A 14,080-nucleotide genomic window follows, 5' to 3' on the forward strand; every position below is an offset into this window, starting at 1 on the left:
ACCGGTAATTGGCTGCCATGCAAACCCAATTGGGAGACGGCGCGTTCACGTTCAATTCAATGAATTGTGACTGTGCGTTGACGAACAATCAGCAATCATTTTCGCACATTCGGACGCAGGGAAAGAACGAAGCTTATCACTTTGTCTGGCGACATTTCACACGGGCGTAGCAGCGCGCCGCTGGACTGAGTGAGATAGAGGTTCAGGCTGATATAGTCGGTGCCGCCCAGCTCATGCGCGACAAGCTTGTGGGATTTGCCGACTACGAACTCTGACCGGGACACGGCATACTGCCGCCCTTTCGCATGGCCGATGAACGTCCCAAGCGGCAGAGCAAAAAAGGCGCCCAGAAACGCGTCTTGTCTGGTCAAGATTTCCCGATCTTGGGTTCCGTCCCAGCCTTGATCCGCGCAAGGTTGGCGCTGTGCCGGGCATAAACCAATACTGTCAGGATAAGCCCCAGACCAAAGGTCGATCCGTCGGAAAACACCATGATCCATGTCGTCGACAAAGCAGCGGCGGCCAAAGCGCCCAGCGAGGAAATTCTCCAGATTGCTGCGGCCACCAGCCAGGTCAGGCAACAGGCGATGCCCACGCGCCAGTCCAAAGCCAGCCACAACCCCAGAAAGGTGGCCACGCCTTTACCGCCCTTAAACCCGAGCCAGACCGGAAAGCAATGACCCAGAAATGCGGCTAGCGCCGCGATTTGCATCGCGTCTTCGCCAGCCAAAGCGCGCGCCAGCAGGACCGCCACGGCCCCCTTCGCCCCGTCGAAGATCAGCGTCAGCGCTGCGGCACTCTTGTTGCCGGTGCGCAAAACATTGGTGGCACCGATATTGCCTGAGCCGATGCTGCGCAGGTTTCCCAGCCCCATCACCTTGGCGATGACCATGCCAAAAGGGATCGAGCCCATCAGATACCCGATAGCCGCCCACAGGATCAGCTGCTCTGTGGTGCTGTCAAATACGGGCATCAGGCTCTCCGGTAGACTTCGTTTCCTGCCACATAGGTCGCGGTGACCTTACCCTGCATCCGCTGGCCGTCAAACGGGGTATTCTGGGATTTCGATTTCAGCGCGAACCGGTCCAGCACAAAGGGTACATCCGGGTCGAACAGAACCAAATCTGCCGGAGCGCCTGCGGTCAGGCGTCCGCTCTCCAAACCCAGCCGGTTGGCGGGGTTTAGAGCCATGGCGCGAAACAGGGTCGGCAGATCCAGCTGCTCGGCATGATAAAGTCGCAGCGCTGCGGGAAGCAGCGTTTCCAACGCGACCGCGCCCGAGGCCGCCTCTTCAAACGGCAGGCGCTTGCTTTCTTCGTCTTGCGGTGTGTGCATCGAACTGATCGTGTCGATCAAGCCGGTCCGAACGGCCTCGATGACCGCTTGTCGGTCGTCTTCCGACCGCAGCGGCGGCTTGACCTTGAAGAAGGTGCGATAGTCGGCGACGTCCAGCTCGTTCAGCGTCAGATGGTGGATCGATGTACCGGCGGTGATGTCCAATCCGTTGCGCTTGGCGCGCTCCAGTGCGGGCAGGGCGCGGGCGGTGGTGATCTGGTCGGCATGGTAGGCCGCACCTGTCATTTCCAAAAGCGCGATGTCCCGGTCCAGGCCCATACGCTCGGCCATGGGCGACACAGCGGGCAGCCCACGCAGGGCGGCGAATTTACCGCTGGTGGCGGCAGCCCCGGCGCTGAGGCCCGGTTCTTGCGGGTGCGCGATCACCAACGCGCCGCAGGATCGCGCATAGGTCAAGGCGCGGGAAAACACCTTGGTGTTGCTGACAACATGGTCGCAATCGGTGAAGGCCACGGCGCCTGCATCCATCAGAAAACCGATCTCGGTCATCTCGCAACCTTCGCGGCCCTTGGTCAGGGCGGCCATGGGCAGCACGTTCACTGGCGCATCTGCCTGCGCGCGCCGAGTGGCGAATTCCAGCGTTTCAGGCGTGTCCACTGCGGGCAGCGTATCGGGGCGCGTGACCATAGTGGTCACTCCCCCAGCAGCGGCGGCAAGACCGGCGGATTTATAGCTTTCTTTGTGCCGTTCGCCGGGCTCACAGACTTTGACGCCGATATCGACGATGCCCGGGGCCAGACAATGGCCCTGACAGTCGATGACCTTATGATCGCCCACAGGGACGGTGCCATCGCCTTTTGCGGCGATCCGGCCATCGGCCACTTGTAGCCAACCGGGCGCTTCCGTTCCGGCCTCGGGGTCGATCAGGCGGGCGTTGATGAAGAAATGGGTGGTCATGACGTCGATTCTCGGGCTTTTGTTAAGGCCGCCAGTGCAGCGTCTGGGTCAGTCAGGTATTCGAATACGAGGAATCTAAGCCGAGAAAACACGATGTTCTGGCCGCTTCGGTAAAAGCTGAGATTGGGGTGAATAGAAAGGCTTTTGGTCGGGAAGACTTCGCTCAGCCACCAAACATTATTGTCGGTCACAACGTAAACGCGTCGTGACCGAAGGAATCGATCCCACCACATGTAGAAGGCCAACAGCAACGTACAGCCAACGATTTTCCAATAGTCCCGCACAGTATCTGCGTACCAGGGGCTGGCGATCCAGGCCAGGCACAGGCAAACACATAAAATGCCATATGCCCAGCGGACATGAGGTGGAAAAAACCCCTGATAGGGCCTGCCCGACCAAATGATTTGCGCGTCTTCCGGTAATTGACGGCGCCACCAATCTAGATTGCTGGCTGTCATCGCATTGCCCTTTCGATGGCGGCTTTGGTCGTGGCGGGGTTGGCCTGGTATTTGATCAGGTGCTTGTCGCCAGTTTTTGTGATGACCTGGACAAAGCTGCCCAATGTTTTGACCTCAGCAATCTGGGTAAGCGCGACAGTGCGCGGGCCAGGACCCGTTAGGGTGGTGTCCGACATTTCCCACACCGCGGCCAGATCCTCCGAGGCCAGGTACCACGCCCGGATCCCCACCGCCGCCAGACCCGCGGGCGCGCCGGTCCAGACATAGGGGTTACCGACCACCCACAGCACGATCATCGCACCAGCCATCGCCACTGCCGCCAGCCAGGCATAGGTGCGGATATAGGCCGATTTGTCCGGAGAAAAGGTCACAGGATCAGCCAAAGGGCGCCTCCGATAATCAGCAATGCAAGCACTGCCAGAACCGCAGATCCAAGGCGTTGCGGGCTTTGATCTGAAGGGGCTGCTTGCGGGGCCGAAAATGGCTTGGCGCTTCCGGTTTCGATCTTTCCACCTGTCCAGTTGGTTGCCTCTTCGGTATAAAGCCCGATCAAATGCACCCTTGGGTCCGGTTCAAGACGCAGGGCGCGGCCACCAAAGGCTGCGCTGCGGACAACCATGACCCAGCCCTTGACGGCCTCAAGCGCAGTCCGGTCCAGCTGATCCAACGAAACGCCGCAGCCTTCGTGCAGATAGCCATAAAGCCCCATGTCTTCGAGGTCGGAGACCGGGAAAACATCGATCTGATCTGCCACCAGCCCCACGATCCCCAGCATCTGATCGGCCGCACCAGGTTCGCGTTGGAATTTGGCTTCTTCTGGTGGCATATCCAGCGCGAATAAGCGAAGCACTCCGCGTTCATTGGGGGCAACCTTCAAAGGGCTCATGCGGCGTCTCGCAAATTGCGGGCCAGCAGGTCCATCGCCGCCATACGCACGGCGACACCCATCTCGACCTGTTCCTGAATGACGGATCGGTTGATGTCATCCGCCAGCGTGCCGTCAATCTCAACCCCACGGTTCATCGGTCCGGGATGCATGACAATGGCATCGGGCTTGGCCAGCGCCAGCTTTTCGGCGTTCAGCCCATAGCGGTGATAGTATTCGCGTTCCGAGGGGATGAATCCGCCATCCATTCGCTCTTTCTGAAGGCGCAGCATCATGACCACGTCGACGCCCTGTAGTCCCTCGTTCATGTCGTCATGGATTTCCGCGCCAAATTCGGCGAATTGGCCGGGCACCAGTGTTGGCGGGCCGATCAGGCGGACCCGGTTTTCCATCTTGCCCAGCAGGATCAGGTTCGACCGCGCCACGCGCGAATGCGCGACATCGCCGCAGATCGCGATGTTCAACCGATGCAACCGTCCTTTGGCGCGGCGTATGGTCAGCGCGTCCAGCAAGGCCTGTGTTGGGTGCTCATGCCGCCCATCGCCCGCGTTCAACACCGCGCAATTCACCTTTTGCGCCAGCAGGTCCACCGCGCCCGAATGCGGATGCCGCACCACCAACAGATCGGGATGCATTGCGTTCAGCGTCATCGCCGTGTCGATCAGCGTCTCGCCCTTTTTGATCGAACTGGCTTGCATCGCCATGTTCATCACATCCGCCCCCAGGCGTTTGCCCGCAAGTTCAAAGCTGGCCTGCGTTCGGGTTGAGTTTTCGAAGAACATGTTGATCTGTGTCAGCCCTGACAACACGTCCGAGCGTTTGGTCGACTGGCGGTTCATGTCGACATAGGTCTCAGCCAGATCAAGAATAGCGGTGATATCGGATTGCGACAGATGCTCGATCCCAAGAAGGTGACGATGGGCGAAACGCATGGGCGGGCTCCTGTCGGACAATCGGGCCGCTTATAGAAAGCTGCGTAGTTCAAAGCAAGCTAGGGATCGGTGCCGTCCGGCAGTTTCTCGCAGCCGCCATCGGGCAGGCATTGCTCACCCGGTTTACACCATTTGCCATAGCCGCAATCGACAGCTTTGACAGGTACGCACCCTTGATGGGCCGAGCATTTGAAGCCCGGGCGGCATTGTGATCCGGTTTCTTCGCACAAGAACCACCCCGGGCGCGAGCATCCGCCACCGGGCAGACAGGTCGAGCCTCGCGCACAGGTTAGCCCATCGTCACAGCGCGCGCGCGGGGCCGGCGTGGGGTCAAATTCAGGCCGGATGCGTTCGCACTCCCCCCGGGCGTTGCAAGTGCTGCCCCCCGGACAGTCGAGGCGCGAGTTGCAGGCATTGGCCCCGGCAGGAGCGCAGCGCGCACCGCCTGCAACACAACGCTCGAACGGTCCGCACGTGCGTCCACCACCGCAATAGGTGTGGCCCAGAGGGATGCAGTTTCCGTCGAAACTGCACCGCTCACCGGGGGAACAGCACGACCGCCCACATTGGAACTGCCCGGCACGGCACTGGCTGTCGCGACCCAGAAGCTGGGCTGAAACCTCGGGCCCGCTGGCCAATGTCAGCAGCAATCCGATCAGCAAAAGGCGCAGGATCTGAAACATAACAGCGTCCATGGTCAACAGGTCCGGGTATCAAGGCAAGGTCTATTCGCTTTCCCTCAGCCGGGATGCAGGTAAATTAGCCGCATGGAATCGTGCTTGGATTATTATGCGACGCGTGCGCTGCTGGACTGGCAGATCGAACTTGGCGTGACCGAGTCGATCGGGGACGAGCCGATCAACCGCTATGACCTGCCTGACACGTCCCCCAAACCCAAGGCCCCGGTGGCTGCACCTGCGACGCCTGCCAAGCCCGAGGCAGTAGATCCTGTTGCGGTGGCCAAGGCGGCCGCAAGCGGTGCGAAATCGCTTGAAGCCCTGCGCGAAGCCATGGACACGTTTGCCTATTGCGAGCTGAAACGCGGCGCGCGGCAGTTGGTGTTTGCCGATGGTGTCCCGGGGGCAAAGGTCATGATTATCGGTGAGGCGCCGGGGCGCGACGAAGATCGTGAGGGCAAACCCTTTGTGGGTCGTGCCGGGCAATTGTTGGATCGGATGCTGGCTGCGATTGATCTAGACCGGGCGCAGAACGTTTATATCACCAATGTGCTGCCCTGGCGGCCGCCTCAAAACAGAGATCCCAAACCGGAAGAGATCGGCATGATGACCCCGTTTCTGGAGCGTCACGTTGCCCTGGCCAGGCCTGAGATCCTTGTTGTGATGGGCAATATCAGCTGTCAGGCGCTGCTGGGCAAACGCGGTATTACCCGGTTGCGCGGCAATTGGGACCAGGCGCTGGATCTGCCTGTCATCCCGATGTTCCATCCGGCCTATCTGCTGCGTCAGCCGCAAATGAAACGACAGGCCTGGGCCGATCTGCTGGAGTTGAAAGCGCGATTGCGAGGAGGGGCATGAAAATTCTGGCTTTTTCCGATCTGCACATGGCGCGCAGCCGGGCTGCCGATCTGGTTGCGGCCAGTGCGGCGGCGGATCTCGTGGTGGGTGCCGGAGACTATTGCAACATGCGGCAGGGACTGGATGAAGCGATGGCGATGTTGTCTGGCATGGCCGCGCCTTTGGTTCTGGTACCGGGCAATGCCGAAAGCGCCGAGGAGTTGTCTGATACGGTGCCGGAAGGTGTTCACGTCCTGCATGGGTCAGGCATGGAGCTAGACGGTCTGCGTCTTTTCGGCCTTGGTTACGGTGTCCCGGAAACACCGTTCGGAGAGTGGTCTTGCGACCTTTCCGAAGGCGCTGCCACTGAACTGCTGGCTCGGTGCGTTTCCGCAGATGTCTTGATAGTGCACTCTCCGCCCAAAGGCTATGGGGATGAAACCTCGATGGGCCAGTTGGTAGGGTCGATAGCTGTGCGCGATGCGATCGAACGAATACAGCCTGGGTTGGCAGTGTTTGGCCATATCCATGATAGCTGGGGCTATCGCGGCCATCTGGGCCAGACCCAGCTGGCAAATCTTGGTCCTACTGTGAATTGGTTCGAGGTGGGATCGTGATCGAAACAGCGACTTTGCTGACCTTCATTCCGGCGGCCCTTGTGCTTGGACTGACGCCCGGTGCCGATATGATGTTCTGTTTCGGTCAGGGGCTGAGGTCGGGCCCACGCCCCGCCCTTGCCGCCAGCGCCGGGGTTTCGACGGGCGTGATGCTGCATGTGCTTCTGGCTGGGCTGGGTTTGGGCGCCGCGGTTGCAACCTTGCCCTGGCTCTTTGACGTCATTCGCTGGTTCGGCGTGGGCTATCTGCTGTTCCTCGCATGGGGCGCGTTTCGCAACGGCGCAGTTGCCCCCGAAACACCGGCTGCCCCCATGAGCCGCGCCTTTCGGGATGGGATGCTGGTGAACCTGACCAATCCAAAGGTCATTCTGTTTGTGCTGGCGTTTATCCCCCAGTTTGTTGACCCATCCGCAGGTTCGGTTTTGATGCAGTTTCTGATCTTTGGCGTGATCATCGCCGGGGGCGGCTTTGTCGTGAACGGATTTGTGGGCATCTTTGCCGGTGGCACCGGGCGCATGTTGGTCGGCAATCCGCGTGCCTCTCGAATTCTTGGCTGGATCACGGGCAGCATTTTCGCGGCGCTAGCGCTCCGGCTTGCCATTCTGGAAAGGGCGTAACCCCGCATGTCGCGTATCGACGAAACACTTGAATTCATTCCCATTCGCATCGCGGTGCTGACGGTCTCGGACACAAGAGCTCTGGCCGAGGACCGCTCGGGACAAACGCTGGTGGACCGGATCGAAAAGGCAGGCCATTTGGTGGCAGACCGAAAGATCATCCAGGATGAGCGTGACCAGATTGCCGATCAACTGCGTGCCTGGGTCGCGGATCCCCAGATTGATGTTGTCTTGTCGACCGGAGGTACCGGGCTAACCGGGCGGGATGTCACGGTCGAGGCACACAGGGATGTGTACGAAAAAGAGATCGATGCATTTGGCACCGTGTTCACTATCGTCTCGATGGAAAAGATCGGAACCTCTGCGGTCCAATCAAGGGCCACGGGTGGCGTGGCGGGCGGAACCTACCTGTTTGCACTACCTGGCAGCCCTGGGGCTTGCAAAGACGCGTGGGACGCTATTTTGGAAAAACAGTTCGATTATCGGCACCGCCCCTGCAATTTTGTGGAAATAATGCCCAGATTGGACGAACACTTGCGACGGAAGTAGTCTGGTAGTGCGTTGAACACTGGATCAAGTCATTGTGGCTTGGCAGATGCGATTGCCCGGCTACCATCTGTAACAGGTAGCGGCGCGCAACCGGAGTGAACTGACTGATGCGATTTCTAAGGCAAAGTCTTGTGGGCGTGTTCCTGGCGTTTTTGACGCTGGGGCTGCTGCTTGTGGCCGCTCAGCTGATCTCGGGCGCGGTTCAGGATGTCGTTTCACGCGAAAATCAACCGCCGCAGGCCCGTGAGAGGGTTTTTGCGGTCAGCGTGCGCACGGCCGAGCCTGAGACGGTCACACCGTATCTCGAGGCCTTCGGGCAGGTTCAAAGCCGCCGTCGCCTGGAATTGCGCGCGGCGCTGGGTGGGCGCGTGGTCTCGCTGGCCGAAGATTTCCAGGATGGCGGTTCGGTCGACGCAGGTGAAATGCTGGTCGAGCTGGACCCGGCAGATGCGCAATCTGCACTGGATCGCGCCAAATCTGATCTGCTGGATGCCCAGTTCGAAGAGCGCGACGCCGAGCGTTCATTGTTGTTGGCGCAAGATGAATTGCGCGCCGCAGAGGCACAGGTTGAATTGCGCGGACGGGCCTTGCAGCGTCAGCAGGACCTGTTGGATCGTGGTGTCGGGGCTGCGGCCTCGGTGGAGGAGGCCGAGCTGGCCCTGACCTCGGCCAATCAGGCGGTTCTGTCCAGCCGGATCGCATTGGCGCAAGCGGAATCGCGCGTGGATCAGGCGACAACGCTGTTGTCTCGGGCAGTGATTGCCTTGGAGGCGGCAGAACGCGATCTGAATGACATGACGGTTTATGCCGGGTTTGCGGGCACGCTGACCGAGGTGACTCTGGTCGAAGGGCGGTTGGTCTCGGCCAACGAAAAACTGGCCGAACTGGTGGACCCAAACGCGCTTGAGGTCGCATTCCGGGTCTCAACCGCCCAGTTTGTGCGCCTGCTGGACCAGAATGGCGACTTGATAAAGGCGCCTGTCACCGTGTCGCTGGATGTTACCGGGACGGATCTGGTGGCCACAGGCCGGATCAGCCGCGACAGCGGATCGGCGGGTGAAGGGCAGACCGGGCGTTTGCTGTTTGCAAGGCTGGACGAGGCAGCGGGCTTCAAGCCGGGCGACTTCGTTACCGTCTCGGTGGAAGAACTGCCTTTGGACAACGTGGTGCGCCTGCCGTCATCAGTGTTGGATGCAACCGGAAACGTGTTGGTTCTGGCTGGCGACGACCGGTTAGAGCCCCTGGCGGTTGAGTTGATCCGCCGACAAGGCGATGAAGTTTTGCTGCGCGGCGAGGGCCTGGCAGGCCGAGAGGTCGTGATCGGCCGCACGCCTTTGCTGGGTTCTGGTGTCCGTGTCAGACCCTTGCGGCAAGAGGCCGAAGCGGCCTCGGTACCCGAGATGCTGGAGCTGTCCGACGAGCGCCGGGCTGAACTGGTGGCTTTGGTCGAATCCAGCGGCAGGATGCCCGAGGCGGTAAAGCAGCGGCTTCTGGGGCAACTCAGCCAAGCCAGCGTTCCCGCATCCCTGGTGCAGCGGCTTGAAGCCCGAGCCGGGGGCTAGATACCATGATGCGCGATATTCCAGACGCTGCGGGCGGTATCCTCAGCTATTTCACGCGCCACCGGACCGTGGCCAACCTTCTACTTCTGGTGATGCTTGTGCTGGGCGCTGCGGCCATTCCAAACATGCGTGCGCAGTTCTTTCCGGACGTCATCCTTGAACGCGTCGATGTGAATGTCACTTGGGATGGGGCAGGCCCCGAGGATGTTGATAACGGCATTGTTCAACTGCTGGAGCCTGCTCTGCTGGCGGTTGAAGGCGTGGCCAGCACGGAATCGACCTCACGCGAGGGCTCGGCCCGGGTTCGGCTGGAATTCGAGCCCAATTGGGACATGTCGCGCGCTGTTGAAGAAGTCCGAACCGCAGTGGACAGCGTGACCGAGCTGCCCGAGGATGCGGATGAGCCAACGATCCGGCGTGGGGCTTGGCGTGACCGTGTGACGGATGTCGTGATCACAGGACCGACCGAGCCGGAACAGCTGGCCAATCTGACAGATGAACTGATCAACCGTCTGTTTGCTGCTGGTGTAACCCGAACCACGATCCGGGGCATCGCAGCACCGCGTGTGGTGGTCGAAGTGCCCACCGTCCAGTTGATTGCCAATGATATCACCCTGTCCGAGATCGCGGCGGCCATTGCCGCCGAAGTGACCGCAAGCCCGGCAGGCGATGTCACCGGCGCTAATGCGCGGATCCGCACCGGTGTTGAAAAACGCACCCCCGAAGAGATTGAGCGCATACCGCTTCGTAATTTCCCAGATGGCTCCAAACTGGTGATTGGAGATTTGGCCGATATCCGGGTCGAAGGTGTGACCCGCGACCGCAGCTATTTTGTTGGTGAAAACCCGGCAATGTCGATCCGCGTGGATCGGTCGAATCTTGGCGACGCAATCGGCATCCAAAGCACGGTCGAGGATGTTGTGACCGAAATGCAGGCCAGCCTGCCCGAAGGCATCTCTATCGAATTGATCCGTACGCGGGCGCAGGCCATCACGGATCGTCTGGATATCCTGGTTGATAATGGTTTGGTCGGGCTGGGATTGGTCGTCTGCCTGCTGTTTCTGTTCCTCAACGCGCGTATCGCGTTTTGGGTAGCAGTTGGTATCCCGGTGGCCATGTCCGCAGCGGTTGCGTTCATGTATCTGGGCGGGCTGTCGATCAACATGGTCTCTCTGTTTGGTTTGATCATCACTTTGGGCATCGTGGTCGATGACGCGATCGTGGTGGGTGAACACGCAGATTTCCGTGCGCGCCGGTTGGGCGAGCCGCCGATGGTCGCCGCCGAACGAGCTGCGCGGCGCATGGCCATGCCGGTCTTTGCCGCCACCCTGACCACAGTGATCGCCTTCTTTGGCCTGACCTTGGTGGGCGGACGCTTTGGTGAGTTGATCCGCGACATTCCCTTTACGGTCATCGCGGTTCTGATTGCCTCGCTGATCGAGTGTTTTCTGATCCTGCCCAATCACATGGCGCATGCGATCGCGCATTCGGCCAAGGAACATTGGTATGATTGGCCCAACCGTGTGGTAAATCGCGGTTTCCGCTGGGTGCGCGACACGCTGTTCCGTCCGTTGATCGGGCTGGTGATCCGGGCGCGCTATGTGGTTGTGGCGATCATGGTTGTGATCCTGGCCAGTCAGGCGGCCCTGTTCATTCGGGGTGACGTGAACTGGCGGTTCTTCAACGCACCCGAGCGTGGCTCGGTCACTGGCAATTTCATCATGGTCGAGGGCGCGACGCGCGCGGATACCCTGGAAATGATGCGCATGGTGCAGCGCGCCACCGAAGAGCTGGGTGCGGTCTATGAAGAACGCCATGGCCGAAACCCGATTGACTATGTGCTGGCCGAGGTTGGCGGATCGGCCGGGTTTGGTCTCTCGGCCGCCGATGGTAAGGATGCAGACCTGCTGGGCGGGATTTCGATTGAGTTGATCGACGCAGACTTGCGTCCCTATTCCAGCTTTGAATTCGTGGGTGAGCTGCAAGATACCGTGCCACGCCATCCCAAGGTCGAACTCCTCAGCTTCCGAGGCTGGCGGTCCGGCCCCGGCGGTGACGCCATCGATGTGCAATTCTTTGGGGCGGACGTGAACACTCTGAAATCCGCCTCCGAGGATTTGCAGGCCGAACTGGCAAAATACCCCGAGGTCTCGGCGCTTGAGGATAATCTGGCCTATGACAAAGAAGAGTTCATTCTGGACCTGACACCTCAGGGACAGGCGCTGGGCTTTCGTATCGAAACACTGGGCCGCGTGCTGCGTGATCGGTTGAACGGGATCGAGGCCGCGACCTATCCCGACGGACCACGTAGCGCAGAAATCCGGGTTGAACTGCCCGAAGGCGAACTGACAGCCGATTTCCTGGAACGCACGCTGATGCGCACACCAGATGGGGTTTACGTGCCTTTGGCCGACATCGTCTCGGTCGAGCGGAAATCGGGCTTTTCAACGGTGCGGCGCGAAAACGGGTTGCGGGTGATTTCCGTGAACGGGGACATTTCCGAGGACGATCCAGCCCAAGCCGCCGAGATTGCCCGCGCCATGCAGGAAGAAATCCTGCCCACCATCGCGGCGGAACGTCAGGTTGAATGGCGCATGGCAGGGCTGAGCGAACAGGAAAACGAGTTTCTGGCCGAAGCCGGGGCGGGGCTTATCCTGTGTCTGACCGGCATCTACCTTGTTTTGGCCTGGGTCTTTGCAAGCTGGACCCGTCCGCTGGTGGTCATGTCGATCATTCCCTTTGGTCTGGTGGGCACGATCTGGGGCCATTACATCTGGGATGTTCCGCTAAGCATGTTCACCGTTGTCGGCCTGCTTGGCATGACAGGGATTATCATCAACGACTCGATTGTTCTGGTAACGACCATTGACGGGTACCAGCAGGAACGCGGGTTGGTGCCGTCGATCATCGAAGGGACCGCAGACCGGCTGCGCCCAGTGATGCTGACCACATTGACCACCGTGCTTGGTCTGACACCGCTGCTTTATGAAGGCTCGCAACAGGCGCAATTCCTCAAACCGACCGTGATCACTCTGGTCTATGGCCTGGGCTTTGGCATGTTGCTTGTGCTGCTGCTGGTTCCGGCCTTGCTGGCGATCCTCAACGATGTCGCGCGCCCGATGACCGCGATGCGCCGCGCGTTGCGTGCGCCTGATCGAGTGGTGCAGGGGTCGGTTGTGGCGACAGGTGCTGCCTTGGCGGTTTGGCTGGCGGTGGCGATGGTCTGGCCCGTTGTGTCTGGCGCACCGCTCACCTCTTTGGCCCAGTTTTACGGGGACGAAGACGGGATGGCCCTGCTGCGCATGGGATTTGGGGTGTTTGCGGCGGGTGCGGCGCTGATCTTGCTGGTCAGCGTTACCCTTTCGGGGCTGCTTTATGGTCGGTTGTCGGGGCGCGCGGGCACTTAATCAGCCCTTAGAGCGGTGGACAAAAGCTCGGGCACACGCGCGCTCATGCTCAGATCGCCTTGCAAGATGCGTTCGACCGGAAACCAGCTTGCATCCAAGGCGTCATCACCGGCCTGAGGTGTGCCCGAGACATAGCGGCAGGCCACACCCACAAGCAGGTAATGCGAGTTTACCTGCCCTTGAGAGTCGCGGCGCAGCAAGTCGAGATTGTCCAGGTAGGACAGGGGCTGTGCGATGATGGAAGTTTCTTCCAGCAATTCCCGTGCAGCCGCCTCAAGAACCGTTTCGCCCCATTCCACATGGCCACCAGGGAAGCCCCACAGCCCGGCATCGGGCTGCTTGCTGCGCTGGACCAACAGCACCTGGTTTTCGTGCAGAACAACGGCCAAAGCGCCGATTCGGGGAAGTTGTGTCATGCGGTCAGCCCGCGCTGCACCCGATGATATCAACGGCATGATGCGCGCCAAGAACCGTGATGCGAATATCGGAACGGTTCAGCGCAAAAGGCTCGCCCGAGGCATTGATGACCTCGGACCGGGCGATCAGCGTGTCGCCCTGCCGCTCAGTCACGGTTTGAGAGGCCCAAAGGATCGGATTGCCCGGTTCGATGACCGTAACCTCGTCACCACCGGCGGGTGGCATGGTGATCCGCGCTTCGATCTGCATCCCGTCATTTGTGGGCGACAAGTGACAGGCCGCGCCGGATACCCCCGCCTCGGCCGGTGAGAAGGGACGTTCTGCCAGCGCCGCAGCAATGGTCGGATTGCGCCCGGCCTCGGCATCCAGAACATGGTCGAAGTCCAGCCGCTCGGGCACGCAGACATCCTTGCAGACGCCAATGTCAACGCTGCCTTGCAGCCGAACCGGCTGAGCAGGGTTTTTCGGAGTGATTGTCACCGGCAGGACTAGTTCGCCTTCATAGCCGATAGACTGGTATCCGTTTTGGTCAAACACATCCGGTGAAGGCCAGGTGATCGAAACCTCACCGACATTCGAGGACGGCCCCCAATCAAAATGCGGTGGTATCCCGGCATCGCCCGGTGCGCGCCAATATGTCTTCCAGCCATCCTGCAGGGTCATCCGCAATGCGCCCTGATACGACCCGTCCGCTGAACGACCCCCATCCAGAATGTCAAGTTGCGTAAGTCCGTTCGCGCTCTGACCAAATGTCGGCGCAGCAAAAGTAAGGCCAGCCAGCAGGGCGGCAGCAGGTGTCCAATGCATCATCATGCCCTATTAAATGGGCATAGTCGTGCAGGTTGCCAAGTCACGTTCCGTTCATAGG

General features: G+C 60.3%; 16 protein-coding genes. 6 read left to right on the forward strand and 10 right to left on the reverse strand.

What is annotated here, in order from left to right; genetic code table 11:
* Positions 1-95: 95 nt before the first annotated feature.
* Genes GOX45_RS11010 through GOX45_RS11045 form a run of 8 tightly spaced genes read right to left on the reverse strand, consistent with a single transcriptional unit; the run spans position 96 to position 5,224 of the window.
* Positions 96-371 carry a hypothetical protein gene (locus tag GOX45_RS11010; protein ID WP_171100824.1) on the reverse strand — a complete coding sequence of 92 codons (276 nt, stop codon included), beginning with the start codon at positions 369-371 and terminating at the stop codon, positions 96-98.
* Positions 368-973: a glycerol-3-phosphate 1-O-acyltransferase PlsY gene (plsY, locus tag GOX45_RS11015; protein ID WP_171100826.1), complete on the reverse strand. Its 606-nt coding sequence runs from the start codon at positions 971-973 to the stop codon at positions 368-370. Before plsY ends, GOX45_RS11010 begins: the two co-directional genes overlap by 4 nt.
* Positions 973-2,253: a dihydroorotase gene (gene pyrC, locus GOX45_RS11020; RefSeq protein WP_171100829.1), complete on the reverse strand. Its 1,281-nt coding sequence runs from the start codon at positions 2,251-2,253 to the stop codon at positions 973-975. The genes plsY and pyrC overlap by 1 nt, the downstream gene beginning before the upstream one ends.
* Positions 2,250-2,711, reverse strand: a complete 462-nt coding sequence (locus tag GOX45_RS11025) for a hypothetical protein (RefSeq protein WP_171100831.1) — start codon at positions 2,709-2,711, stop codon at positions 2,250-2,252. The genes pyrC and GOX45_RS11025 overlap by 4 nt, the downstream gene beginning before the upstream one ends.
* The gene (locus GOX45_RS11030; protein ID WP_171100833.1) at positions 2,708-3,094 is read right to left on the reverse strand and encodes a hypothetical protein; all 387 of its coding nucleotides are present in this window, start codon (positions 3,092-3,094) and stop codon (positions 2,708-2,710) included. Before GOX45_RS11030 ends, GOX45_RS11025 begins: the two co-directional genes overlap by 4 nt.
* On the reverse strand, positions 3,079-3,597 hold the full coding sequence (locus tag GOX45_RS11035; RefSeq protein ID WP_171100835.1) for a hypothetical protein: 519 nt from the start codon (positions 3,595-3,597) through the stop codon (positions 3,079-3,081). Before GOX45_RS11035 ends, GOX45_RS11030 begins: the two co-directional genes overlap by 16 nt.
* Complete coding sequence (locus GOX45_RS11040) at positions 3,594-4,529, reverse strand: aspartate carbamoyltransferase catalytic subunit (RefSeq protein WP_171100837.1); 936 nt, start codon at positions 4,527-4,529, stop codon at positions 3,594-3,596. The genes GOX45_RS11035 and GOX45_RS11040 overlap by 4 nt, the downstream gene beginning before the upstream one ends.
* 59 nt (positions 4,530-4,588) lie before the next feature.
* Entirely contained in the window at positions 4,589-5,224 is a 636-nt protein-coding gene (locus GOX45_RS11045) for a scavenger receptor class F, member 2 (protein WP_254446004.1), read from the reverse strand.
* A 72-nt stretch (positions 5,225-5,296) separates the two neighbouring features.
* Between GOX45_RS11045 and GOX45_RS11050 the strand changes: the two genes are divergently transcribed.
* The 6 genes from GOX45_RS11050 to GOX45_RS11075 all read left to right on the forward strand — a co-directional run bounded on the left by GOX45_RS11050 (position 5,297) and on the right by GOX45_RS11075 (position 12,795).
* The gene (locus tag GOX45_RS11050; RefSeq protein ID WP_171100839.1) at positions 5,297-6,064 is read left to right on the forward strand and encodes a uracil-DNA glycosylase family protein; all 768 of its coding nucleotides are present in this window, start codon (positions 5,297-5,299) and stop codon (positions 6,062-6,064) included.
* A complete protein-coding gene (locus GOX45_RS11055) occupies positions 6,061-6,660 on the forward strand; it encodes a metallophosphoesterase (protein WP_171100841.1) in 600 nt (199 codons plus the stop codon). Before GOX45_RS11050 ends, GOX45_RS11055 begins: the two co-directional genes overlap by 4 nt.
* Complete coding sequence (locus GOX45_RS11060; RefSeq protein ID WP_171100843.1) at positions 6,657-7,277, forward strand: LysE family translocator; 621 nt, start codon at positions 6,657-6,659, stop codon at positions 7,275-7,277. The genes GOX45_RS11055 and GOX45_RS11060 overlap by 4 nt, the downstream gene beginning before the upstream one ends.
* A 6-nt stretch (positions 7,278-7,283) precedes the next feature.
* Positions 7,284-7,826, forward strand: coding sequence for a molybdenum cofactor biosynthesis protein B (gene moaB, locus GOX45_RS11065; protein WP_171100845.1), 543 nt, complete (start codon positions 7,284-7,286; stop codon positions 7,824-7,826).
* Between the two features lie 107 nt (positions 7,827-7,933).
* On the forward strand, positions 7,934-9,388 hold the full coding sequence (locus GOX45_RS11070) for an efflux RND transporter periplasmic adaptor subunit (protein WP_171100847.1): 1,455 nt from the start codon (positions 7,934-7,936) through the stop codon (positions 9,386-9,388).
* A gap of 5 nt (positions 9,389-9,393) precedes the next feature.
* On the forward strand, positions 9,394-12,795 hold the full coding sequence (locus GOX45_RS11075) for an efflux RND transporter permease subunit (RefSeq protein WP_171100849.1): 3,402 nt from the start codon (positions 9,394-9,396) through the stop codon (positions 12,793-12,795).
* On the opposite strand, the gene GOX45_RS11080 is transcribed toward GOX45_RS11075, so the two are convergent.
* Together GOX45_RS11080 and GOX45_RS11085 are read right to left on the reverse strand one after the other, a co-directional pair.
* Complete coding sequence (locus GOX45_RS11080) at positions 12,792-13,211, reverse strand: NUDIX hydrolase (RefSeq protein ID WP_171100851.1); 420 nt, start codon at positions 13,209-13,211, stop codon at positions 12,792-12,794. The genes GOX45_RS11075 and GOX45_RS11080 overlap by 4 nt on opposite strands.
* 4 nt (positions 13,212-13,215) lie before the next feature.
* Positions 13,216-14,022 carry a protein-disulfide reductase DsbD domain-containing protein gene (locus GOX45_RS11085; RefSeq protein ID WP_371808973.1) on the reverse strand — a complete coding sequence of 269 codons (807 nt, stop codon included), beginning with the start codon at positions 14,020-14,022 and terminating at the stop codon, positions 13,216-13,218.
* Between the last annotated feature and the right edge of the window lie 58 nt (positions 14,023-14,080).

It is taken from the genome of Ruegeria sp. HKCCD7255, from assembly GCF_013031565.1.
Classification (GTDB): Bacteria; Pseudomonadota; Alphaproteobacteria; order Rhodobacterales; family Rhodobacteraceae; genus Ruegeria.

Excerpts from the sequence above, each read along its gene's own strand:
- GOX45_RS11035 (WP_171100835.1), bottom strand. The coding sequence starts at position 3,597 with ATGAGCCCTTTGAAGGTTGCCCCCAATGAACGCGGAGTGCTTCGCTTA.
- GOX45_RS11085 (WP_371808973.1), bottom strand. The coding sequence starts at position 14,022 with ATGATGCATTGGACACCTGCTGCCGCCCTGCTGGCTGGCCTTACTTTT.
- GOX45_RS11045 (WP_254446004.1), bottom strand. The coding sequence starts at position 5,224 with ATGGACGCTGTTATGTTTCAGATCCTGCGCCTTTTGCTGATCGGATTG.
- GOX45_RS11075 (WP_171100849.1), top strand. The coding sequence starts at position 9,394 with ATGATGCGCGATATTCCAGACGCTGCGGGCGGTATCCTCAGCTATTTC.
- GOX45_RS11025 (WP_171100831.1), bottom strand. The coding sequence starts at position 2,711 with ATGACAGCCAGCAATCTAGATTGGTGGCGCCGTCAATTACCGGAAGAC.
- pyrC (WP_171100829.1), bottom strand. The coding sequence starts at position 2,253 with ATGACCACCCATTTCTTCATCAACGCCCGCCTGATCGACCCCGAGGCC.
- plsY (WP_171100826.1), bottom strand. The coding sequence starts at position 973 with ATGCCCGTATTTGACAGCACCACAGAGCAGCTGATCCTGTGGGCGGCT.
- GOX45_RS11050 (WP_171100839.1), top strand. The coding sequence starts at position 5,297 with ATGGAATCGTGCTTGGATTATTATGCGACGCGTGCGCTGCTGGACTGG.
- GOX45_RS11055 (WP_171100841.1), top strand. The coding sequence starts at position 6,061 with ATGAAAATTCTGGCTTTTTCCGATCTGCACATGGCGCGCAGCCGGGCT.
- moaB (WP_171100845.1), top strand. The coding sequence starts at position 7,284 with ATGTCGCGTATCGACGAAACACTTGAATTCATTCCCATTCGCATCGCG.
- GOX45_RS11080 (WP_171100851.1), bottom strand. The coding sequence starts at position 13,211 with ATGACACAACTTCCCCGAATCGGCGCTTTGGCCGTTGTTCTGCACGAA.
- GOX45_RS11040 (WP_171100837.1), bottom strand. The coding sequence starts at position 4,529 with ATGCGTTTCGCCCATCGTCACCTTCTTGGGATCGAGCATCTGTCGCAA.
- GOX45_RS11070 (WP_171100847.1), top strand. The coding sequence starts at position 7,934 with ATGCGATTTCTAAGGCAAAGTCTTGTGGGCGTGTTCCTGGCGTTTTTG.